The following is an 18,798-nucleotide window of genomic DNA, read 5'->3' on the forward strand; positions in this document are numbered from 1 at the left end:
CTGCGGCGTAAGGGATGGACTTGCCGCAGGTGTCTACGTATGTTCGTCGTCCCCGCAGGGCGGCGCCCAAGGGGACGGAACGAGCAGAGGGGGAAAGCGGTGCCGCAGAGGGCGAGCCCTGCACGAATCAGGGCGAAATGAGACCGGCGTCCGGGAGCTACCAACTCCTGGACGCCGGGCCGGCATCCCGAAGGGTGCCGAATCACAACTCGCGAGCGGCGGGACTTCTTTTGCACGAGAGACCGCCGCGCGCGCTCCTACGAATCCAGGAGTATCGCATGCCCAGCCTTTCAGGGGAAGCCCGCTACGCCGCGCCCAGCGCGAGCCAGCAGCGGCTTGGCGTCCAGCTCGCGGACATGATCCCCGGCGCGGTCAGCGTCCACGTCAGCCTCGCCGACCCCAAGCGCCAGTGGCCCCACCCCTATACGGTGGCGATCGACGAGCACGGCGAGCAGCTCGAGCTGAGCCGCACCACCACCAAGGTCGCGGCCCGCTGGGTGCAGCGGACCTGGCCGGAGGCGGACTGGACGCGCCCGCACAGTCTCGACCTCGCCACCGGGCAGCTCGCTGTCACCGCGGTCCGGGGCCGCTGACATGGCTCGCATTCGATCGGTCAAGCCGGAGACCTGGGTCTCCGAGACGCTGGCCGAGGTGTCGATCCCGGCCATGGTCACCTTTCTCGGGATGACCAACCACGCCGACGACCACGGCCGCCACCGCGACAACGCGGCGATCGTCTACGGCCTCGTCTGGCCGATGCGCGAGGAGATCAGCCGCGCAGACGTCGAGGACCACCTGCAGCAACTCGCCACTGCTGGAGCGGTCTGCCGATACACCGGCTGCGACGGACGGCGGTACTTCCACTACCCGACCTGGCGCAACCACCAGAAGATCGACAAGCCGTCGCTCAGCCGTCTGCCGGCCTGCCCGCACTGCGAGCCGGAGCGGTGCGGCGTCTGCAAGGGCCCCTGCATCCAGCAGGCCGCCCTCGCCGCCGCCCCGGTAACGGCAGCCGAGGCCGCCGCGAACGCTCCCCGAGTGTTCGCCGAAACTTCGGCGAACACTCGGGCCGCCCTCCAGCAGCCGAACGAGCCCATCCCGGCGTTCGCCGCGCTGACGGTTCTCGCCGCCGCCGGAGCAGTCGCCCCGGCGATCGACGCCGAGCCGCAGCCGGTCCCGGCCTCACAGAAAACCGCAGGTCAGGCGGCCTTTGGCGAAGCCTCCCCGAAGGCTCGCCGAAGCCTCCCGGAGCCCTCGGCGCCTGGATCTAGGATCTTGGATCCTGGATCTTCTTTCCCTACGGGGCGCCAGGCGCCCGACGCGGACACCGTCTCGGCAGGCCAGCTGGTCGGCGAGTACGTCGCCGCCTGCGCCGAGCGACCGCCGGGCAGCGTGATCGGCCACCTCGGCAAGGTCGTCAAGACCCTGCTGGACGAGGGCATCGCCGCCGACCACGTCCGCGCCGGGCTGCGGCGCTTCGCCGAGATCCAGGGCCACCCCTCCCGGCTGCCGAGCCTGGTCAACGACGCCATGAACGCACGAGGCGCCGGTTTGGCGCGGCCGGGATTCCGGCCTAACGTGCCCGCTCACCAGGCGTGGACCAACCCGGTCGACGCTGCCACCGCCTACGCCGAGGAGCTGTGATGCGCACCCACCGCGACCCGCAGACCCTCGCCGACGCCCCCTCGGTGCTCGACCGAATGGCCCGCATCCTCGCCGCCCGGGGCATCGACCAGGCCACGGTCGACGCCCTGCCGGACGAGCCGGAGCCCTACTCGGCGGAGGCGGCGCTGTCGGCCGGGCTGCCGCCGCGCTACCGCGACGCGCTCGCCACGCACCCGCAGGTCCTGGCCTGGGTGCGCCAGGTCGCCGCCCAGGCCACCGCCCCGAGCCTCGGTGCCCGCCGCCAGGTCGCCACCGGCCCCAGCCTGCTGATGGCTGGAGTCGTCGGCGCAGGCAAGACTCACGAGGCGTACGGCGCGGTCCGCGCCCTCGTGCAGGCCGGCATCGGCGTGCGCTGGCGCGCCACCACCGCCGCCGACCTGTACGCCGAGCTTCGGCCCAGCTCGGACACCGACGCCGAGCGGGTCCTCGCCGCCTACAGCCGGGTGCCGCTGCTGATCCTCGACGACCTCGGCGCCGCCAAGTCGAGCGAGTTCGTCGAAGAGCAGACGTACCGGCTGATCAACCGCCGGTACAACCACTGCCTGCCGACCCTGATCACCACGAACCTGCAGATCAGGGACCTCAAGGCCCACCTCGGTGATCGCGTCACCTCCCGGCTCGCTCAGATGACCACCCGGGTCGAGTTCGAGCTGGTCGACCGCAGACGCCTCCAGCGCGCCGCCTGACAGCCGCCGCACCGGCCGCCCCCGGCGAGCCGCCCCAACTTCACCGACCCAGCGCCCTCTCCGCCGACGCCGACCCCGCGCGCGGAGAGCGATCGGAGCAACCCCTCATGACCACCACGACCAGCCCTGCCCGCCACCGCTCGCTCGGCGACCACACCTGGCAGGACCAGGCCGTCTGCACCCCGACCGAGTACAACCCCGTCGACCCAGAGACCTTCTTCCCCGGGCCGGAGGAAGCCGACAAGATCGCCACCGCCAAGGCGCTGTGCGCCCAGTGCCCGGTCGCCCGCGTCTGCCTGGACGCCGCCCTGGAGACGGGCGACACCCACGGCATCCGGGGCGGCTATACCGAGGAGGAGCGCGAACCCCTGCACGCCAAGATCAACGACCGCCTCGACTACAGCCGCGTCAACGCCACCCTGGCCGGGCGCGACATCTCCCTCACGAAGGCCGAGCGCCGCGCGGTCGTCCTCGCCGGGTACCGCCAGGGCGTCCCCGTCGACCGCCTTGCCTGGCTCCTCAAGATCAGCCCGGAGCACGCCCTCAAGCTCTACCGCGAGACCCGCCGCGCGATCCGCCACCGCCAGATCGCCGAGGAAGCCACCCGCGCCGCCTCGGCAGCCCACGGCACTACCAGCACCGCGCAGCTGACCTGCGCCGACTTCGGGACGGCCGCATGAGCACCACCACCGCGACCACCCCGACGACCGCCCACGTCACCGCCTGGGACCGGGCCGTCGTCATCGCCCTCGGCGCCTCCGGCTGCGCGCTGAGCTTCTCCGCCCTCCAGCAGATGGCCGTCGCCATCCACGTCCGGGGCTTCCTCACCTACCTCTTCCCGATCATCGTCGACGGCTTCATCGCCTACGGGGTCCGCGCGCTGCTGGTCCTGCGCACCGCACCGCTGAGGGCCCGGATCTACGTGTGGACGCTCTTCGGCGCGGCCACCGGGACGAGCCTGTGGGCCAACGCCCTGCACGCAGTCCGGCTGAACGAGCAGAACACGACCGCCGGCCTCCGGCTGGGCGACACGGTGGTCGCGGTGCTGTCCACCATCGCTCCCCTCGCCCTGGCCGGGGCCGTCCACCTCTACATCCTCATCGCCCGAGGACCGGTCAGCCCCACCGACCGGGACGGTCGCGCTGACCGACCGGCCGAGACTGACCGGGGTCAGGTCACCCCGGACCCCGGCCAGGTCACCACCGAGGAGACCGGACTGACCGAGCGGCCGGTGGCACTGACCGCCGGTCAGGACAGCGCCGGTCACCCCGCCCCCAGTCAGCCGGTCAGCCGCCCGGTCACCGCCACGGTCAGCCGCCCGGTCACCGACCTGACCCCGCAGCCGCAGCTGACCCCGGTCAGCGCGGTCAGCCTGACCAAGCCCTCTGACCTGGGCGGTCACCTGGACACCGACCGGCCGGTCACTGACCGACCGCCAGTCGAGCCGCCGGTCACCGCCCCGCCGGTCAGCCCCACCAAGGCCACCGGACAGCCGGTCAAGCCGCCGGTCACTGCTCCGCCGGTCACTGACCGGGACGCTGACCGCCGCCCTGACCTGGACACCGAGGACCTGCTGAAGATCGCACGGCAGGCGGTCAGCCAGGAGGACAAGCTGACCCGCAAGGTGGTCGCCCAGGCGATCCGCGGTCAGCAGATCCCCCTCTCCTCCGACACCCTGACCCAGCTGATGGCCCAGCTCCGCGAGCAGCACGGTCAGCCGGTCACCGCTGACCGGAACTGACCGACACCCGAGCGCCGGGGTGACCGACGAGGTCACCCCGGCGGTCACCCGCCCGCATCACCGCCGAACGGGAGCACCCCACCATGCGCACCATCCCCGCCACCTGGGCCGAGGCGGACTCCTGGCTCGCCGTCCTCACCCAGCGCGGCCACGTCCACCGCGTCGAAACCAGCCCGGACGGCGTCCGCAGCGTCCAGCGCGGCCGGCACTCCCGCCCCTGGACCCTCCACCACCCCGTCCTCGCCCTCGACTTCGTCGAAGACCTCCTCCTCGAAATCCGCCAGCGCGACAGCGAGGCCAGCCGGTGACCGCCTCCGACCAGGACGGCACCACGAAGGCACCGGAGAGTGACCATGATCAGGCTCCTGGCGGAGCAAGTTGTGGGGTAAGGAGTCCTTACCCCGCCCCCGCCCCGGAGGGGGCGGAGGCTCCCCGGTCGGCGGCAGACCCAGGGGGGCCTGCCGCCGACCGGGGAGTCGGCCCAGGGGTGCCGACGAAGGGGGAGAAGCAGCAGACCCCGCCGACCGCCGAAGCCGTCCGCGTCGCGCCGCGCCGCCGCCTGCGCCAGAGCGTGCCGCGTACCAACCGCATCTGCCCTCGATTCAGCGACGCCGAGTGGTCACTCCTCCAGCGCGCCGCCGCCCGAGCCGAACTCGCCCCCGGCGGCTACACCGCTGCCGCCGCCGTGGCCGCCGCCGCCAGCACCGACCCCAGCGCCGCGGTCGCCGACTACCGGCGCGGCATCCAGGAACTCATGGAGTCCAACCGCCAGCTCGGCGCCGTGGGCAACAACCTCAACCAGCTGGCCCACTTCGTGAACGCCGGCGGCCAGCCGGGCGCCGAGCTGCGGCAGCTCCTGGCCCGCGTCGAAGCCTCCATCGACGCGGTCGACGAGGCCGTCGACTGGCTGGTCCGCCGGTGATCCCCAAGATCCGCACCGGCACCGACCGCTCCTTCCCCCTCGTGGACTACCTCTTTGGACCCGGCAAGCACGAGGAGCACACCAACCAGCACCTCGTCGCCTCCTGGAACAACTTCGCGCCGGACCCGGGCCCCAACCCGGAGCGGCACCAGGTCGCCAAGCTCGCCAACCAGCTCGACCAGCCGGTCAAGGCCCTCGGCAAGCTGGCACCGGCCAACAAGATCTGGCACTGCTCACTGCGTACCGCACCCGGTGACCGCCACCTCGATGACGCCGAGTGGGCCGCCATCGCCCGCCGCATCGTCCACGCCACCGGCATCGCGCCCGAGGGAGACATCGCCGCCTGCCGCTGGGTCGCCGTGCGCCACGCCGAGGACCACATCCACATCGCCGCCACGCTGGTCCGCCAGGACGGCCGCCTGGCTGCCCTGAGCTTCGACAAGCGCAAGGCCCAGGCCGAAGCCCGCCTCATAGAGAAGGAGTACGGCCTGCGACAGCTCAACCCGGGCGACGGCACCGCCGCGAAGAACCCGACCAGCCAGGAACAGTGGAAGGCCGAGCGCACCGGCCGTACCGAGACCCCGCGCGAGAGCCTGCGCGAAGCCGTCCGCCAGGCCGTCGCGGGAGCCGCCGGAGAGGAGGAGTTCTTCACCCGGCTGCGCGAGGCCGGCCTTCGCGTGAAGCTGCGCAACGCCCCCTCCGGCGACGTCCTCGGCTACAGCGTCGCCCTGCCCGGCGACCGTAACCGCGACGGCGAGCCGATCTGGTTCCCCGGCAGCACCCTGGCCCCCGACCTCTCCCTCCCGCGCATCCGCCGCCGCCTGGACACCGCGCCCGCCACCGCCACCCCGGAGACGGACAACCGCCCGACCCACTCCGGCCGTTCCACTCCCGCGCGCCGCCGCCGAGAAGCTGCCGGCACCGCCGAGCGCGCCGCCGCGGTCCTCGACCAGGACGACGACGAAGCCGCCGCCCACCTCGTCGGCGCCGGTGAACTCCTCGACGCCCTCGCCCAGACCTCCCCGGCCGCCACCCGCACCGAACTGCGATACGCCGCCCGCGCCTTCGAACGCGCCACCCGCAGCCACGTCCGCGCCGAGAACGCCGACATCCGCGCCCTGCGCTCGGCCGCCCGCGGAATAGTCCACGCCGGCAGTGCGCTCGGACGTGGAGAGGACGGCGGCACCACCGCTATGGTCTTGTCCACGCTCGTCCTGGTCGCTCTGGCCGCAGCCCGCTGGCACTCCGCGAGGGGCCACGCCCAGCAGGCCGCCGCCTCCCGCCAGGCCGCCCAGCACCTGCGCACCGCCTACCAGCAGGCCGCAGCCACCCCCATGCGCACCATGCGTGAGATCGGCCGCGCCCTCCCGGAAGGCGAGCGCCGCCGCCACGACACCACCATCCGAACCGTCCTCGGCAGTGCCGGCACCCAGCAGGGCCCGGCCCGCGAGCACGACGCCCTGGCCGCCGTCCTCGCAGAAGCCGAGAAGGCCGGCCACGACCCCAAGGCCCTCCTGGAGAAGGCCGTCGATCGCCGGGAGCTGGAAACCGCCCGCAACACCACCGACGTCCTCGTCTGGCGCATCCGCCGCCTCGCCGACCTGCCCGCCAACCCCGAACGCCCCCGCACTCGTACGACCGCCGGCACCCGGGCCCGGACCGCTCCGGCCCAGGCGCGCACCACCCAGCCGGCACCGGCCCAGCCCGTGACCGACCCGCGCCGCCCGGCACCACGCCGCTGACCCGGCAACCCTGCGGGCAGCCGTCCCGAAACCCCTCGACACCCGGTTCCACCGGGTGTTACGCAAGTATCCGAGCACCGCGAACGGAGAGCACGTGACCAGAACCGAGCACACCACCACCGCTCCGACCCCGATCGCCACCCCGGTCCCGGTCGGCTCCGACCCGCTCCGGCAGCTGGCGTACGAGACCCAGACCCCCAGCGGCCCGGAAGCTGTCAGGGGCATCCTGCACCCGGCCGAACTGGCCCTGCGCGGTATACCGGTGACGTGCTCCGCCTGCCGGGCCCGCCGGGACTGGCTGCTGCTCAACCAGGGCCGCGACGTGTGGGTGTGCTGCCGCTGCGGCAACGACTGGCTGGAGCCGGAGATCACGCGCAAGGACTTCGACGCCCTGATCGCCGACCCGACCTGGACCCGCCACCCGTCGACCGGTGCCGGGCGGGTGGCCCTGGGCTTCGACGGCATCTTCGCCGGCATCTACCTCGACGCTTAGAGCGGACAGCAGAAAGGACCGCCACCAGTATCGGTGGCGGTCCTCATCGTTGCTGGTCAGCGCTTCTAGCCGGGAGGCGCTGCGGGCGGGGGGAGTTGGCTGGAGACGGTCAGTCGGCGAAGACTGAGCCGTACGGCGGCCGGGCGCAGGCCGAGATGGTCGGCGAGGGCCTCGGGGTCAAGGGCAGGGTTCTGCCGGAGCCGCTCGAGGACGGCGTGGTCGGTCCGGTGCTCGGTGCCTCGGACGGTGCGGTAGGCGGCCAGCGCGCCGCCGCCGAGGGCGAACAGTCCAACGGCGCACACCGCGTAGGCGTCGGCCAGCGCGGCCGGGACAGCAGCGGCGGCGCCCAGGGCAGCGAGGGTGCAGCAGGCGATGAGCGGGCCGGGGCGGTGGATCGGGCGATCGGTCACCGGGTGGTGGTCTCCTGTGGCTTGTCCGGTCACGGGCGCGGTTGGATCGGGCCCCGGAAGTCGCAGCCGGGGCAGGCGTCTTCGCCCTCGATGTGGCCCTCGTACCAGCCGTGGACGGCTGCGTGCAGGATCGCCTGCTCGATGCTGGCCTCGCCGGAGTTCACGGCGTTGACGGCGTTGGCGACGATCAGGGCGAGCACGGCGGAGTCGGGCGCGGGGAACGGGGGCGAGGGCATCGCAGAGGTGGGCACGGTGGACTCCATCAGCTGCTGGTGTCGGTGGCCGGGTTGTCGAGGAGGTCGCTTCGGTGGCCCTGGCCGACCGGCTTCCAGCTCTGGAAGGTGGAGGGCTTCCAGCGGGGCCGGTCGGAGATGCTGGTGTCGTCGGGGGCGGGGAGTGTGCCTCGGTTCTTGCGGTTGCGGGCGGCGCCGACGCTGATGCCCAGGTGCGCGGCGACCTCGGCGTAGCCCCAGAGCTGCTGGTCGTCGGCCATGTGTGTCCTTCCTCGGTGGTTCGGTGACGAGCGTACGCGCCGCCGGTCGGGCGGGCGTACGGCGAGGCCGCCCCGGTCTGGTCGGCACGGGGCGGCCTTGTGCGGTGGTGCTCAGGAGTCGGCGAGGCGGTTGGCGAGTTCGAGGGCGGCGGTGGCGACGGAGAGGGCGGAGCACAGGCCGGTGACCTCGTGCAGCGTGGGGCGTACCAGGCGGGGCCAGTCGTCGGGGGCGGCGGGCCAGGTGGCGAGGTGGACGTCGCCGGTGGCGAGGCCGAGGCGGGCGGTGACGTCCCAGCCGGCCTCGGGCGCCTTCTCCCAGCGCAGCAGGATGCGGCCGAAGGGGAGCCGGGGCGAGGTGGCCGGGAGCCAGAGGGCCTCGACCGGCTGGTCGGGGGCGGTGGGGACGTGGCGGACGAGCGCTCCGCTGGCCCACGGCGGCATCGGGTGCAGTGCGAAGCGGTCGAGCGGCTGCGGGCGGGCGACGCGACGGGTGGTGGGGATGGGGGTCTCCTTCGGGCGAGTGTGGTTCAGGGCCAGGCGAGGTGGTCGCGGACGGCGGGCGGGAGGTAGCCCTCCTGGCCGTCCTCTCCGATGTAGGCGGTGCCGTTGTGGACGACGACGTCCGCGCCGACGTAGTGGGCGAAGGAGAAGTCGGGGTTGACAGCGAGGCGGACCTGGAGGGTCGGGTCGAGGTTCTGGAGCTGGGCGATCAGGTGGGCGACGGTGAAGTGCTGGGGCATTGCGGGTCTCCGAGCAGAGATGGGGTGGTGGGCGCGGGCGGCGGTTACGGGAGGTCGAGGCGGAGCAGCTCGCGCAGGACGGCCGGGCCGTTCGAGGCGGGCTTGGGGTGGGTGGCGAGGTGTCGTCTGCGGGATTCGTTGACGTAGCCCTTGCCGGAGTTCTTGAACTCCCAGTCGCCGCAGGTGCAGACGGCCTGGGAGTAGGAGCGGCCGGGGCAGTCGGGGTGGAGCGGCTTGCCGGAGCTGGTGTGCTTGTGTTCGGGCGGGCAGAGACTGCGGTCGGCGTGGTGGTTGGTCAGCGGGGCGCGGTGGGCTGCCATCAGGTCCTCGTGGTCGGTGGGGCGGTCAACTCGGGAGAGGGGAGTGCCGTGCCGTGCAGGTCGCGGCGGGGGCGGATCAGGACGAGGTCGTCGGCGGGCCACGGGTCGCAGGTGTTCCAGGGTTGGCCGGTGGTGAGGACGACGGTGCCGTCAGGACCGTGGACTTCGGGGAGGCCGCAGACGCCGCAGCCGCAGGTGGGGTCGTAGGGCTCCGGGCAAGCCCGGTACGGGCCGGCGGCGAAGTAGCCGGTCCGGTGGAGTCGTCGGGGTCGCGCGGCTTCGAAGGCGGAGACGATCAGGTCTCCGGAGCGGACTTGGTCGGCGCGGACGATCCGCAGGTGAACGCTGGCGAGGATGCCGTGGCTGGCCTGGTGCTCGGTGGTCGCGGAGACGACCACCGGGTGGAAGTCGGCGTGGTGGGTGCTCGTGGGCCTCTCCCTGCTGGTCGGCGGTTCATCCCGGGCGATGCGGCCCGGCGAGGTTGGTTCAGTCGGCAAACCGGTAGGAACGCATCGGCAGGGATTCGCCCTCGGCTTCGAGCACCACGAGGCCGTCAGCGGCCAGGCGGTCGAGCGATCTGGCGACCGTGCGGTCGGCCAGGTCGAGCGCGTTGCCGATCTGGCGCACGCGGGCGCCGTCCGGCACCTTGGCGAGGTGGGCGATGACCTTCCGGTCGCGGCGCAGGCCCAGCTCGTGGATGTCGTCGAAGGCGCTCAGCAAGCCGCTGACGGTCACGCAGAGGCTGAGGGCGAAGGCGGCGGAGCCCGGTTGGACGGAGAAGGCGTTGAGCGCTCCGAGCGCGGCGATGGCCGGGCCGGGGATACGAGTTGGGTCGATGGTGAGCTTCACGTGCGGATTCCATTCGTCGGAACGGGAGTTGCGGGAGGGGGCCGGGGAAGGGCCCGCCGCTGCGGCGGGTGCCCGGGGGCGGGTGCCCGGGGGCGGGCGCGCGGAGGGCCCCGTGCCGTGCTGAAGGCGAGGGGTCAGCTGGCCAGGGTGAGGGAACTGCTGGCGGGGGCGGCAGTTTCGGTGTCGAGACTGACGATGCGCGGGCCGGTCGAGATGCTGGCCTGGCGGGTGGCGAGCCAGAGGGCGACCGAGTCGGCGCAAGCGGCGCAGTCGTCCGCGAGGGAGAGGCTCCCGTCGCCGACGTAGACGTCCACCACGTCCTCCTCGTCGGCATCGAAGGGCGAGGTCGGCTCGGGGTAGAAGCAGGCGAGCCAGGCGGAGTGGAACTCGGCGGGGCGCGCGATCTGGCCGTCATCGTCGGTGACCAGGATTTCCCCACCGGGGACCAGCAGAGACAGGGCGAAGTAGCCGCCGCCGGTGTGGACGGGCTCGAAGGCGAGGCCGCGCTGCCGCAGGGACTGGTAGACCGGACGTCCGGCGACGGGGCTCTCACCGTGGGGCAGTTCGTCGGTGAGGGCGGACTCGATGGTGCGGACGAAGGACAACGCGTGCTCTCCTGTGGTGGGTTGGTCGGTTGGACAGTGCCGCCGGGGATGGCCTGTTACGGACGCTGGCGGGGGATGCGGAGGGGGCTCGGAAGGATCTCGCCGCAGTGGGTCTCGATCAGCTCGCGCACCAGGGCGACCGGGACGTGCAGGTACACGGACTCGGTGGGGTCGCCCTCGTTCTCGGCGGGTTCGAGGTATTCGCGCCAGCGGTCCCACGGTTCGGGGCGCTGGGTCGGGAAGCCGACCTCCAGCGTCAGGGCGGGCAGCAGGAACACGTCGGCGGGGTCGGGGGCGAGCACCGAGAGGCAGAAGCCGTCCGCGCAGGCGATGTGCGGGTCGGCCAGGGCGAAGCCGAGCGCGTTGCGCTCGGTGCCGTTGGCGATGAGGTGATCCAGGCGGGGTGTGGGCAACACGTCCTCCGGGGGCAGGGGTTGGCCGAGGTCAGCGGGTGGGGTTGGCGATGAGCGCGGCGAGGAATCCGGCGACGGCCTCGGAGGGCGTGTCGATGCCGAACTCCTGGGTCCACGGCGTGGCGTCGGCGCCAGTGGGCTGGACCTGGATGCGCCAGACGATGCCGCGTTGCCAGGCGCCGGGGTCTTCTGGCAGCCAGCCGACGTACACCCGACCGTCCGGGCTGGTGCAGTGGACGTTCGCCTCCGGTGTGTCGACCATCGGCCAGCCGAGGCCACTGAGGAGGGCGAGCACGGGCTCCGCGCAGTGGTCGGAGGAGAGCCAGGAGCGGTCGTGGGCGGCGGTGCGGACGGGGGCGGGAAGGAGGCTGCTGGGGGTGTTCACGGGGGCCGGTCCCTTCGTTGACCTGCGGTTTCGGCGACATGAGTACTTTGACATGCAGCGTCCCGAAGTTCGTAGTCGTTATCCGCGATCGGACTCTGCCGTGGGCGAACTGGAAGGGAATGGATCGGGGCACCCGGGTGCTGAACCAGGGTTACGGCGCGAGGCCGTACGGGGTGAGCGGGGGCGAAGGCGTTGGTGGCGAGCAGAGGTCGGGACATGGCGGCGCTGGAGCGCAAGGTCCGCAGCGCGGGGCGGGCTTGGACGATGGGCGACGTCACGGTGATCGGCGAGGGCCAGTGGGCCGTGCGCACCGTGAGCCGCGCCGAGCGGCAGCAGGACGACGCGGTGGCGGCGCGGCTGGCGGACGGGCGGCGGGTCGAGCTGACCGTGGAGGAGCTGGCCCGCGCGGTGGGCGCCACGGATCCGGGTGCCCACCGCGACCGCGAGGCGAACTGACCGGCGGCTAAAGCCGGTTCGCCACGGGCCGGGCCGCAGTGGCGGCGGCCGGCGGGGCGGGCTGATCCGCGGGCAGCCCCAGGGGACGGGGTGCCTGCGAGGTGCGGGCGGTCGCGGCCCGCACCCGCGCGGCGTCCGGGCCGCCTTCGGCCTTGAGAGCGAGTTCGCGGGCGTCGATGACGTGGCTGATGGCCTGCAAGGCGGTGTTGCTCTCGGCGTAGGCCGTGCGCAGTGCGCTCGCGGACTGGGTGATCCGGTCGAGGTCGTAGAAGGCCGGGACGTGACCTTGCCGGGTGAGCGCGTGCAGCCGTCCCTGGTGCACGACAGCGGCGTTGGAGACGACGACGAGGTGGGAGCGCGTGTGCATCGCTGTGCGCAGCAGCGGGTCCTCGACGGGCGTGCGGACCGAAGCCTTCTCCAATTCGGCGATCGGCCGGCCCCAGGCTTTCTCGATCATCGAGTCGGCGTGGTCAAGGGCGGTCGGGTCGGACACGGTGTTCTCCAAAGGGGCTTGCTCAGTGGCCTGTCGGGTGGCGGCGGCCTGCTGCTGGGCGTAGAGCTGGACGGCGTGGTCGTTGCTGCTGGCGCCGAGCTTGCGGCGGGCTCGGGCGGCTCGGGAGTGGACGGTGGAGGCGCGGGTGCCCTGTCGGCGTGCGATCTCGGCGATGGTGTAGCCCTCGGTCAGGTAGCGCAGGGTGCTTGTCTCGACGGGGGCGAGGGGCAGGCCGAGTAGGGGCGTGCTCAACGGGCTCTCCTTCGGGGAGTTGTGGCGGCGCGGTCTGGAATCCGCCTGGCATTCAATGGACTTGGGCATGGCTTGCTCCTCCGTGCGGGTCAGCGGGCTTGGCCGGCGCGCACGGGCTTCGGGTGCGCCGGAGGACGGGTTGAGGTGGTGTGGGCGAGTACGGAGGTGGCTGCCCGGGGGACGGAGAGCGAGCGGGAGGTGGCCGCCCTGACGCGCGCGACCTCCAGCGGGCTCGGCGCGGTGGGCGCGGCGACGGCGCTCACGGGCAGGCGCGCAAGCTGGTCGCGCCGCAGGTGCCGGTGGACCGGCGACGGGTCGAAGGCGGCGGTGGTGAGCGTGTCCAGAAGGGGAGCGGGCAGGTGCGAGGAGGCGCTGGCGTACCAGCGGCGACTGGGCGGGCCGGCCTCGAAGAGCCAGCGTTCGGTGGTCTCGTCCATCTCCTCGGCGTGCCGCAGGAAGCCGGGGCGCGTCGAGCGGGTGACGAGCTGATCGGGGCTCTGGAGGACGACGGGGTCCACCCACTGTCCGGCCGCCCGGTGCGGGGCGGGTCGGCCGGCGCCGAGGTAGGCGTCGGGGCCGCGTGTGTAGGCATCGGCGAGGGCGGTGGTGAAGTCCTGGACGATCTCGGTGGGCACCCGGTCGTCGAAGGTGACCAGCCACTGAGGGACGGTCGGCTCCGGCCCGGCGCTGATCTTCCAGAGCGTGGAGTCCGGCCCCTCGGGCAGGAACGCCAGGCGGGCGGTCAGGTCCGGTGCGGTGACATAGGTGTTGCCTAGGTCGTCATTGGTGGCCGCCCACCCGGCCTTGATCAACGGGGTGATGGCCTCGGTGACGTCGGCCTTGGTGTCCGCGAGGTAGCGCGGCCAGACGCGGTACTCGCGGGGCTTTTCGGGGGTGTACGGCATGGGAGTTCTCCGGGGGTCAGCGCCGACGTGCTCCGCCGGGAACCGGCAGTGCGGCGGGCGGGACGGCGGGGCCCTGCGGCGGGCAGCTGTGCGGGCGCCGGGTAGGGGTCGGGGCGCGGCGGGCGGTGACGTGGGGCAGGTGGCGGGCGGGGACGGCGCCCAGGGGCCGCTCGACGGGATGGGAGGAGCTGAAGGCGAGGGCGGCGCGCACGAGCGGGTAGAAGGGCACGCCGATGCTGAAGTCCGCATGCCAGGAGGGGTGTTGCGGCTCACCGGCGATCATGCTCCACGACGGCGGGACGAGGCCGGCGATCTCCGAGTCGGCGGGCTGGTGTCCGACGCGGTGCCGGTAGAGCGCGGTCCCGTCCGGCGCGACCTGGTCGTGGAAGCCCCTCGGCCCGGGGTCGGGCTGCCAGCCGCGGTCGGCGAGAACGGACGCGGGCGTGCAGTCCAGGTGGTGGGGTCCGCCGAGCAGGTAGTCGCGGTGCCCGCTGCGCAGGCCGTCGACGAGGACGGCAGTGAAGGCGGCAGTGATCTCGGCGGGCGTGCCGGGTCCGAACACCGCACGCCACAGCGTCTCCGAGCCGGAGACGGTGTAGCCGTGGACGCTCCACGTGCCCGGGTTCTCGGGCGGGCCGGAACTGGTGAAGACGGTGGTGCGGCAGGGACTGGTGAAGAGGGCACCCCCGTCCGCTGTACGGGCGCGGCTCCAGCCGGGTGCCGAGGCCAGTTGGCCGGTGACAAGCCGCTGGTCGCCGGGACCGGCGAGACGAAGCGGACGAACAAGAAAGGGGACGGAGGACACGGGCAGGCTCCTGAACGTGGCGGGGAGCGGGCCCGCACACAGCCGTTGGCGGGGCAGCGTGCGGACCCGGGGCGCTGGGGACAGGGGGCCGTTCTGCGGCGGGAGGTCACGGCGTTCACCGGCCGCGCGAGGGGGAGGCGGCCTGCGTGAGGCCGGCGGGGACACGCAGCTGCGGCACCGGAGCGTGGCTGAACAGCGCGGAGGGGGCGGGGCTGCGGCGCAGTGCGGCAGCGGTCCGTACAGATTGCGCGGGGGAACCCAGAGTGCGCTCGGCGGCCGGCACCGCGCGGGGAGCGGCGGCGGTGTGCCGGTGGTCCCACTGCTGGAGCGCGGTGTAGACGGGGCCGAGCGCCCGTCCGGCATCGGTGAGGATGTAGGGGGCGCCGTGCCGGTTGTCGGTGCGGGCGACCAGGCCGTCCGCCTGCATGCGGTTCAGCCGGACCGCCGCGAACTGCGGCGGGGAGTCGAGCCGTTCGGCCAAGTGGGTCAGACGCAGGCTTCCGTGCTCCGAGAGCAGACGGACGGTCTCGGTGGTGTCCGCCAGCTGCAGGCGGTGCAGGGCGTCCTCGACCCGGTCGTACCGCCCCTGCGGGGTGCGGTCGATGTGGTCGGAGGACCACTGCGCGAGAGCGCGGTAGACGGGGCCGAGCGTGCGGGCCGCCGACGAGAGCCGGTAGGGGGCGGTGCGGTCGAACTCACCGTCGCGGGCCACCAGACCGGCGGCGGACATCGTGGCCAGACGCTTGCTGACGTACGACTGGGACAGCGCCGGGAAGTGCCGCGTGACGTCGGAAACGCGCATCTCCGGGCCGTACTTGGCGATCGTGTGCACGACGTGGGTGGTCCACCGTGGGGTGAGACGGCGAAGGGCGGCCTCGGTGCGCTGTGCGTCGGTGGTGCTCATCGGGGTGGACGACTGTATGGACATGGCCGGGAGTTCCTTGTTCAACGGGTGCGGGAGGAGAGGGAGGGGTGGGCTGCTGCCGGGGGCGCTGCCTGGGCGGGGCCGGTCGCGGGCGTCACGACGGGGCCGGAGGGGGTGCGGGCCAGAGCGGCGGCGACGCGCTGGTCAGCGGTGCGCGAGGCATCCAGGAGGGCCTGTCCGGCGGGTGTCAGCGAGAGCAGCTGACCGGGCCGGTAGGACGAGGTGCTGGTATCGGCGACCACGAGGTCCTCGGCCATCAGCGCCTCGACGGTGTGCGCCCAGACCGATGGCGCCACGTCACTGCCATCGGACGTGAACGTGTAGCCGTAGACAGCGCTCTTGCAGAGCCGCAGACGACCACGGTCGATGGCCGCCAGCGCCTCGAACTCCCGGGTCCGGGGGTCGTACCTCGACGGTGTACCAGGAAGGTCGGGCTCGGCGGCCGGCACCGGGGAGGCGGTGACCGCCGCGCGCTTGACGGCAAGAGGACTCTGCGGACCCGCCAGGCCCGCCTCGGTGCACCGCTCGTAGGCGCTGACCACATCCGAGAGCTGCTCGAACGCCGCGCCCCGCCGAGCGGCGAGCAGCTCGACCTGAAGGCCGGCGGACTGCATGACTCCATTGACCCCGCGCATCGAGGCGTGATCGCCCCGGGCGATCGGCGCCAGACGCTCGGTCACCTGCTGGGCCTTGGCGGTGAGGTCCTGGTGGAGCCGGTCGACTTCGCGGGCGCAGGACGCCACCATGAACGCGAGGCGGGTGAGAGGGCTGTCGCCGGGGTGGCGCGCGTACAGCTCCCAGGGGTTCTCGACACCGAGCTGGTCGAAGACCAGGTGCGCGCCGGGGTTCTTCAGCGGGTCGTGGGGGTTCATCCGGCCGTCTCCATCCGGGCAAGGAGGGAGCGGACCAGGGTGGGCAGGCTGTCGGGGCCTTCGCCGCCGAGGCGAACGAAGCTGACCTCCTCGTCCAGGAGGCGGCGGGCATCCTCGGCCAGGGCGATGATGATCTCCGTGCACGCGTCCGTGAACTCCGTGGAGGCGAGCAGGGCCTGGCCCAGGATCTGCAGGTAGCGGCCGGGCGGGAGGGCGGCCTCGGTAGCGAGGGCGGTGATGGCCTGCTGGTCCTGCGGGGCGTAGGCCGACAGGTCGAAGTCCGGGACCTCGGCCGGTGCCGTGGTCGCGGCGTCGGACTGCAGGCCGGCCTCGACGGTCAAGCGGTCGACGGCCTGGGTGAGGTCGGCGAGCGATTCGGTCAGCCAGCCCAGGGCGGAGGCGTAGGAGGCGAGGGCGAACAGGGCGGCGGGGGTGGTCGGCAGCCGCTCCTCCAGCAGGTCCTCTAGCCGGAAAGCGAGTGCCGTGATCACCTTCGGCCCGGCGGTGAGCGGCCCGAGGACGGGGTGGAGGTGAGAGCGCGAGCGCGGCGTGGCGTGCTCGGCGGTGACGATGCCGGTGACGGCCTCGGCGGCCTCGGCGAGCCATGCGGCGAGGTCGGTGTGCGTGGGGGCGTGAGTGGTCATCAGCGGGCCTTTCGGAGGGCAGCGCCGGGGGCGAAGCCGGGGGATGCGGTGGTGTAGGTGGGTGCGCCAGCAGTTCCCGGTGCGGGGCGAACGGATCGGGCGCGGGCGGCGCGGACGCGGGCTTCCTGCTGCTGCCGGATCTGGGCTTCCCGGGCCGGATCCAGGCCGGGCGGGAGGTTGAGGCCGGTGCGGCCCAGGCGGTTCTGGGCGGAGCGGTAGACCTGGTAGTCGAGCCGGGGGCCTGCGGCGATGAGGTGGACCTCGCGCCGGTGCTGGGACTCGGGCGCGGCGTCGCGAAACTGGACGACCAGACGGTGACTGGCCCACTGGTCGCCGACGCCGAGGTAGATCTTGTGGCAGCCCTCTAGCCGGCCTTCCAAGCGGGTGGCGACGCGTTCGCCGTGGACGAGGTCCTGCAGGTGCAGCAGGGCCTGGTCGCGGATGGGCTCAGGGAGTTGGCGCAGGTCGGCGAGGGCGTCGGGGTGGGCGGAGAAGGCGAACTTGGCGCGGCTCACAGCGACCGCCCTCGATCGGGCTGGGTGACGGCGGCGGCTGCGGGCGCGGCGGCCAGGACGTCGGCGGCGGTGACGGCCGGGGCCGTGGTGCTGCGGGCGAGCGCGGCGCTGGTGCGCAGGGCCTCGGCGTCGCGGCGGTACTCGGGCGGCTCGGGCAGCGGGGTCGAGCGGTGCTCCAGCCAGTCGTCGGCGGCGGCGTGGTCGGCGAAGGCCCCCTCGCGCACCGTGTAGGTGAACTGGTCGGGCTGAAGCGTCTCCAGGAACAGGCGGACGGGCAGCTCGCTGGCCTCGCGGTCGACGGCGACGCTCCAGCCCTCGGTGTCGGAGTCGTCGATCACCTGGTAGTCGGCGACGTTGAGACTGTCGCCTGCGCGCCGGATGCGGTCCTCGACCCGGACGGACAGCTCGTCGGCGGGGCGGGGGACGTCGAAGACCGGTGCGACCTTGTCCGGCGGGCAGCCGCGGTTGACCAGCCAGTTCTGCGCGAACGCGAAGGTGGCGTGCCCTTCCCGGTGCATGCTGAACATGCCTCGGCTGCTGTCGCGGTCGACGTCGAAGGAGACGATGTTGGCCTTGTTGGGGTAGTCCCAGGTCGCCGTCTTGTCGAAGGCGATGATGAAGCTGCGCTCGCCCACGTCGTGGTGGGAGATGAGCTGGAAGTCCTTCTCCCAGGGGTAGTTGTACGCATGGCCGGGGGACTCGTCGGCGGGCTTGAGGCCGTCGAGGCGGAAGTCGAGGGTGTTCATGCGGCGAGTCCCAGCTGGTCGGGGGTGGTCAGGACGCGGTGGGCCAGCCGGGAGGGGCTGGTGGTACAGGCGGCGAACGGGCCGTCCGGAGCGCGGAGCTGGAGCAGGGCGTGGTCCAGGTGGTCGCGGTGCCAGGTCGAGGGGCCGCTCTGGCCGGCCTCGGCGGCGGTCAGCTGCTGCCACGCGAGCCAGAGCGCGTGGAGGCGGGCGACGGCCTCCGGGTGCTCGTGCCACTGCGCGCACCACGGTCGGGTGGAGCCGATCTCCCGGCCGTAGACGGGCAGCAGGATGTGGGTGACCCAGAAGGAGAGTTCGGCCAGTTCGGCGGCGTACTGGGCGCCGCCCATCGCGAGGATGAACAGCGAGGGGGCACCGGCGGGTTCGCCCTCGGGCGCGGTGTCCGGCTCGGCCGCGCCGGACGCGGTCTCTTCGTCGGCTTCGGAGCCGAGGCGGTCGAGGATCACGCCGTGCTGGCGGACCTCGGCCATGGTGCGGTTCAACGCGCTGACGAGGTCGTCGAGGTCCTCGTCGGGGATACGGATCGGCTCGGGCTCGGGGGTGCCCGGCATCGGGTCGGACTCGGACATGGCACATCCAGGGGGTTCGGACGGACGGGGAGGGAGGGGGCGGCTGGTCTTCTTCGGGTCATGGCAGGGCTCCGGTGAAGCGGTTGGTGAGGAGATGGTCCGCAGGATCGGCGGTTTGGTACGGCCGCCGATCC

Annotated in this window: 30 protein-coding genes; 10 read left to right on the top strand and 20 right to left on the bottom strand. The window is 72.9% G+C overall.

The window, feature by feature from the left end:
- The first annotated feature begins 278 nt into the window (after nt 1–278).
- The 9 genes from ACWDD9_RS09625 to ACWDD9_RS09665 all read left to right on the top strand — a co-directional run bounded on the left by ACWDD9_RS09625 (nt 279) and on the right by ACWDD9_RS09665 (nt 7,249).
- The gene (locus tag ACWDD9_RS09625) at nt 279–593 is read left to right on the top strand and encodes a transcriptional regulator (protein ID WP_449811260.1); all 315 of its coding nucleotides are present in this window, start codon (nt 279–281) and stop codon (nt 591–593) included.
- Between the two features lies 1 nt (nt 594).
- The gene (locus ACWDD9_RS09630) at nt 595–1,644 is read left to right on the top strand and encodes a hypothetical protein (RefSeq protein WP_449811261.1); all 1,050 of its coding nucleotides are present in this window, start codon (nt 595–597) and stop codon (nt 1,642–1,644) included.
- A complete protein-coding gene (locus ACWDD9_RS09635; RefSeq protein ID WP_449811262.1) occupies nt 1,644–2,351 on the top strand; it encodes an ATP-binding protein in 708 nt (235 codons plus the stop codon). The genes ACWDD9_RS09630 and ACWDD9_RS09635 overlap by 1 nt, the downstream gene beginning before the upstream one ends.
- 107 nt (nt 2,352–2,458) lie before the next feature.
- Entirely contained in the window at nt 2,459–3,031 is a 573-nt protein-coding gene (locus tag ACWDD9_RS09640; protein WP_387710206.1) for a WhiB family transcriptional regulator, read from the top strand.
- A complete protein-coding gene (locus tag ACWDD9_RS09645) occupies nt 3,028–4,092 on the top strand; it encodes a DUF2637 domain-containing protein (RefSeq protein ID WP_449811263.1) in 1,065 nt (354 codons plus the stop codon). Before ACWDD9_RS09640 ends, ACWDD9_RS09645 begins: the two co-directional genes overlap by 4 nt.
- An 83-nt stretch (nt 4,093–4,175) precedes the next feature.
- Nucleotides 4,176–4,400: a hypothetical protein gene (locus tag ACWDD9_RS09650; protein WP_449811264.1), complete on the top strand. Its 225-nt coding sequence runs from the start codon at nt 4,176–4,178 to the stop codon at nt 4,398–4,400.
- A gap of 179 nt (nt 4,401–4,579) precedes the next feature.
- Complete coding sequence (locus ACWDD9_RS09655; protein WP_051811551.1) at nt 4,580–5,014, top strand: MobC family plasmid mobilization relaxosome protein; 435 nt, start codon at nt 4,580–4,582, stop codon at nt 5,012–5,014.
- Nucleotides 5,011–6,756 carry a relaxase/mobilization nuclease domain-containing protein gene (locus tag ACWDD9_RS09660; RefSeq protein WP_449811265.1) on the top strand — a complete coding sequence of 582 codons (1,746 nt, stop codon included), beginning with the start codon at nt 5,011–5,013 and terminating at the stop codon, nt 6,754–6,756. The genes ACWDD9_RS09655 and ACWDD9_RS09660 overlap by 4 nt, the downstream gene beginning before the upstream one ends.
- Before the next feature lie 94 nt (nt 6,757–6,850).
- Entirely contained in the window at nt 6,851–7,249 is a 399-nt protein-coding gene (locus ACWDD9_RS09665; RefSeq protein ID WP_449811266.1) for a hypothetical protein, read from the top strand.
- A gap of 65 nt (nt 7,250–7,314) precedes the next feature.
- Here the strand turns inward: ACWDD9_RS09665 and ACWDD9_RS09670 are convergent, their stop codons facing one another.
- From ACWDD9_RS09670 to ACWDD9_RS09720, 11 genes are all read right to left on the bottom strand, one after another.
- Entirely contained in the window at nt 7,315–7,659 is a 345-nt protein-coding gene (locus ACWDD9_RS09670) for a winged helix-turn-helix domain-containing protein (RefSeq protein WP_449811267.1), read from the bottom strand.
- A gap of 29 nt (nt 7,660–7,688) precedes the next feature.
- Nucleotides 7,689–7,910, bottom strand: a complete 222-nt coding sequence (locus ACWDD9_RS09675) for a hypothetical protein (protein ID WP_449811268.1) — start codon at nt 7,908–7,910, stop codon at nt 7,689–7,691.
- An 11-nt stretch (nt 7,911–7,921) separates the two neighbouring features.
- Complete coding sequence (locus ACWDD9_RS09680) at nt 7,922–8,152, bottom strand: MarR family transcriptional regulator (protein WP_033817811.1); 231 nt, start codon at nt 8,150–8,152, stop codon at nt 7,922–7,924.
- A 111-nt stretch (nt 8,153–8,263) separates the two neighbouring features.
- Nucleotides 8,264–8,593 (bottom strand): hypothetical protein, encoded by a 330-nt coding sequence (locus ACWDD9_RS09685; RefSeq protein WP_033817812.1) that lies wholly within the window; start codon nt 8,591–8,593, stop codon nt 8,264–8,266.
- A gap of 86 nt (nt 8,594–8,679) precedes the next feature.
- Nucleotides 8,680–8,892, bottom strand: coding sequence for a hypothetical protein (locus ACWDD9_RS09690; RefSeq protein ID WP_033817813.1), 213 nt, complete (start codon nt 8,890–8,892; stop codon nt 8,680–8,682).
- Between the two features lie 44 nt (nt 8,893–8,936).
- A complete protein-coding gene (locus ACWDD9_RS09695; RefSeq protein WP_033817814.1) occupies nt 8,937–9,212 on the bottom strand; it encodes a hypothetical protein in 276 nt (91 codons plus the stop codon).
- Entirely contained in the window at nt 9,212–9,709 is a 498-nt protein-coding gene (locus ACWDD9_RS09700; protein ID WP_449811269.1) for a hypothetical protein, read from the bottom strand. Before ACWDD9_RS09700 ends, ACWDD9_RS09695 begins: the two co-directional genes overlap by 1 nt.
- Nucleotides 9,699–10,061 carry a hypothetical protein gene (locus ACWDD9_RS09705; RefSeq protein WP_449811270.1) on the bottom strand — a complete coding sequence of 121 codons (363 nt, stop codon included), beginning with the start codon at nt 10,059–10,061 and terminating at the stop codon, nt 9,699–9,701. The genes ACWDD9_RS09700 and ACWDD9_RS09705 overlap by 11 nt, the downstream gene beginning before the upstream one ends.
- Before the next feature lie 134 nt (nt 10,062–10,195).
- The gene (locus tag ACWDD9_RS09710; RefSeq protein WP_449811271.1) at nt 10,196–10,666 is read right to left on the bottom strand and encodes a hypothetical protein; all 471 of its coding nucleotides are present in this window, start codon (nt 10,664–10,666) and stop codon (nt 10,196–10,198) included.
- A 56-nt stretch (nt 10,667–10,722) separates the two neighbouring features.
- A complete protein-coding gene (locus ACWDD9_RS09715) occupies nt 10,723–11,079 on the bottom strand; it encodes a hypothetical protein (protein ID WP_449811272.1) in 357 nt (118 codons plus the stop codon).
- A gap of 31 nt (nt 11,080–11,110) precedes the next feature.
- Complete coding sequence (locus tag ACWDD9_RS09720) at nt 11,111–11,464, bottom strand: DUF317 domain-containing protein (RefSeq protein WP_449811273.1); 354 nt, start codon at nt 11,462–11,464, stop codon at nt 11,111–11,113.
- Nucleotides 11,465–11,680: 216 nt separating this feature from the next.
- Here ACWDD9_RS09720 and ACWDD9_RS09725 point away from each other — a divergent pair, with 216 nt between their 5' ends.
- The gene (locus ACWDD9_RS09725; protein WP_449811274.1) at nt 11,681–11,920 is read left to right on the top strand and encodes a hypothetical protein; all 240 of its coding nucleotides are present in this window, start codon (nt 11,681–11,683) and stop codon (nt 11,918–11,920) included.
- Nucleotides 11,921–11,927: 7 nt separating this feature from the next.
- Here the strand turns inward: ACWDD9_RS09725 and ACWDD9_RS09730 are convergent, their stop codons facing one another.
- From ACWDD9_RS09730 to ACWDD9_RS09770, 9 genes are all read right to left on the bottom strand, one after another.
- A complete protein-coding gene (locus tag ACWDD9_RS09730) occupies nt 11,928–12,665 on the bottom strand; it encodes a sigma factor-like helix-turn-helix DNA-binding protein (protein WP_158515482.1) in 738 nt (245 codons plus the stop codon).
- Between the two features lie 89 nt (nt 12,666–12,754).
- A complete protein-coding gene (locus ACWDD9_RS09735) occupies nt 12,755–13,570 on the bottom strand; it encodes a DUF317 domain-containing protein (protein WP_033819840.1) in 816 nt (271 codons plus the stop codon).
- Nucleotides 13,571–13,586: 16 nt separating this feature from the next.
- Nucleotides 13,587–14,375: a DUF317 domain-containing protein gene (locus tag ACWDD9_RS09740; protein ID WP_449811275.1), complete on the bottom strand. Its 789-nt coding sequence runs from the start codon at nt 14,373–14,375 to the stop codon at nt 13,587–13,589.
- A gap of 115 nt (nt 14,376–14,490) precedes the next feature.
- Nucleotides 14,491–15,303, bottom strand: a complete 813-nt coding sequence (locus ACWDD9_RS09745) for a winged helix-turn-helix transcriptional regulator (RefSeq protein WP_449811276.1) — start codon at nt 15,301–15,303, stop codon at nt 14,491–14,493.
- Between the two features lie 17 nt (nt 15,304–15,320).
- Nucleotides 15,321–16,172 carry a hypothetical protein gene (locus tag ACWDD9_RS09750; RefSeq protein ID WP_449811277.1) on the bottom strand — a complete coding sequence of 284 codons (852 nt, stop codon included), beginning with the start codon at nt 16,170–16,172 and terminating at the stop codon, nt 15,321–15,323.
- Entirely contained in the window at nt 16,169–16,816 is a 648-nt protein-coding gene (locus tag ACWDD9_RS09755) for a hypothetical protein (protein WP_449811278.1), read from the bottom strand. Before ACWDD9_RS09755 ends, ACWDD9_RS09750 begins: the two co-directional genes overlap by 4 nt.
- Nucleotides 16,816–17,331, bottom strand: a complete 516-nt coding sequence (locus ACWDD9_RS09760; RefSeq protein WP_449811279.1) for a hypothetical protein — start codon at nt 17,329–17,331, stop codon at nt 16,816–16,818. The genes ACWDD9_RS09755 and ACWDD9_RS09760 overlap by 1 nt, the downstream gene beginning before the upstream one ends.
- Entirely contained in the window at nt 17,328–18,077 is a 750-nt protein-coding gene (locus ACWDD9_RS09765; protein WP_449811280.1) for a glycosyl hydrolase, read from the bottom strand. The genes ACWDD9_RS09760 and ACWDD9_RS09765 overlap by 4 nt, the downstream gene beginning before the upstream one ends.
- Nucleotides 18,074–18,664 carry a DUF4913 domain-containing protein gene (locus ACWDD9_RS09770; RefSeq protein WP_051812156.1) on the bottom strand — a complete coding sequence of 197 codons (591 nt, stop codon included), beginning with the start codon at nt 18,662–18,664 and terminating at the stop codon, nt 18,074–18,076. Before ACWDD9_RS09770 ends, ACWDD9_RS09765 begins: the two co-directional genes overlap by 4 nt.
- Nucleotides 18,665–18,798: the final 134 nt, after the last annotated feature.

Source organism: Kitasatospora sp. NPDC001119 (assembly GCF_053598475.1).

Bases quoted from the DNA above. Each gene is read 5' to 3' on its own strand.
- ACWDD9_RS09685 (WP_033817812.1), bottom strand. From the start codon at position 8,593: ATGCCGCCGTGGGCCAGCGGAGCGCTCGTCCGCCACGTCCCCACCGCC.
- ACWDD9_RS09635 (WP_449811262.1), top strand. From the start codon at position 1,644: ATGCGCACCCACCGCGACCCGCAGACCCTCGCCGACGCCCCCTCGGTG.
- ACWDD9_RS09725 (WP_449811274.1), top strand. From the start codon at position 11,681: ATGGCGGCGCTGGAGCGCAAGGTCCGCAGCGCGGGGCGGGCTTGGACG.
- ACWDD9_RS09680 (WP_033817811.1), bottom strand. From the start codon at position 8,152: ATGGCCGACGACCAGCAGCTCTGGGGCTACGCCGAGGTCGCCGCGCAC.
- ACWDD9_RS09690 (WP_033817813.1), bottom strand. From the start codon at position 8,892: ATGCCCCAGCACTTCACCGTCGCCCACCTGATCGCCCAGCTCCAGAAC.
- ACWDD9_RS09750 (WP_449811277.1), bottom strand. From the start codon at position 16,172: ATGAACCCCCACGACCCGCTGAAGAACCCCGGCGCGCACCTGGTCTTC.
- ACWDD9_RS09745 (WP_449811276.1), bottom strand. From the start codon at position 15,303: ATGTCCATACAGTCGTCCACCCCGATGAGCACCACCGACGCACAGCGC.
- ACWDD9_RS09625 (WP_449811260.1), top strand. From the start codon at position 279: ATGCCCAGCCTTTCAGGGGAAGCCCGCTACGCCGCGCCCAGCGCGAGC.
- ACWDD9_RS09755 (WP_449811278.1), bottom strand. From the start codon at position 16,816: ATGACCACTCACGCCCCCACGCACACCGACCTCGCCGCATGGCTCGCC.
- ACWDD9_RS09640 (WP_387710206.1), top strand. From the start codon at position 2,459: ATGACCACCACGACCAGCCCTGCCCGCCACCGCTCGCTCGGCGACCAC.
- ACWDD9_RS09650 (WP_449811264.1), top strand. From the start codon at position 4,176: ATGCGCACCATCCCCGCCACCTGGGCCGAGGCGGACTCCTGGCTCGCC.
- ACWDD9_RS09645 (WP_449811263.1), top strand. From the start codon at position 3,028: ATGAGCACCACCACCGCGACCACCCCGACGACCGCCCACGTCACCGCC.
- ACWDD9_RS09695 (WP_033817814.1), bottom strand. From the start codon at position 9,212: ATGGCAGCCCACCGCGCCCCGCTGACCAACCACCACGCCGACCGCAGT.
- ACWDD9_RS09735 (WP_033819840.1), bottom strand. From the start codon at position 13,570: ATGCCGTACACCCCCGAAAAGCCCCGCGAGTACCGCGTCTGGCCGCGC.
- ACWDD9_RS09630 (WP_449811261.1), top strand. From the start codon at position 595: ATGGCTCGCATTCGATCGGTCAAGCCGGAGACCTGGGTCTCCGAGACG.
- ACWDD9_RS09765 (WP_449811280.1), bottom strand. From the start codon at position 18,077: ATGAACACCCTCGACTTCCGCCTCGACGGCCTCAAGCCCGCCGACGAG.
- ACWDD9_RS09770 (WP_051812156.1), bottom strand. From the start codon at position 18,664: ATGTCCGAGTCCGACCCGATGCCGGGCACCCCCGAGCCCGAGCCGATC.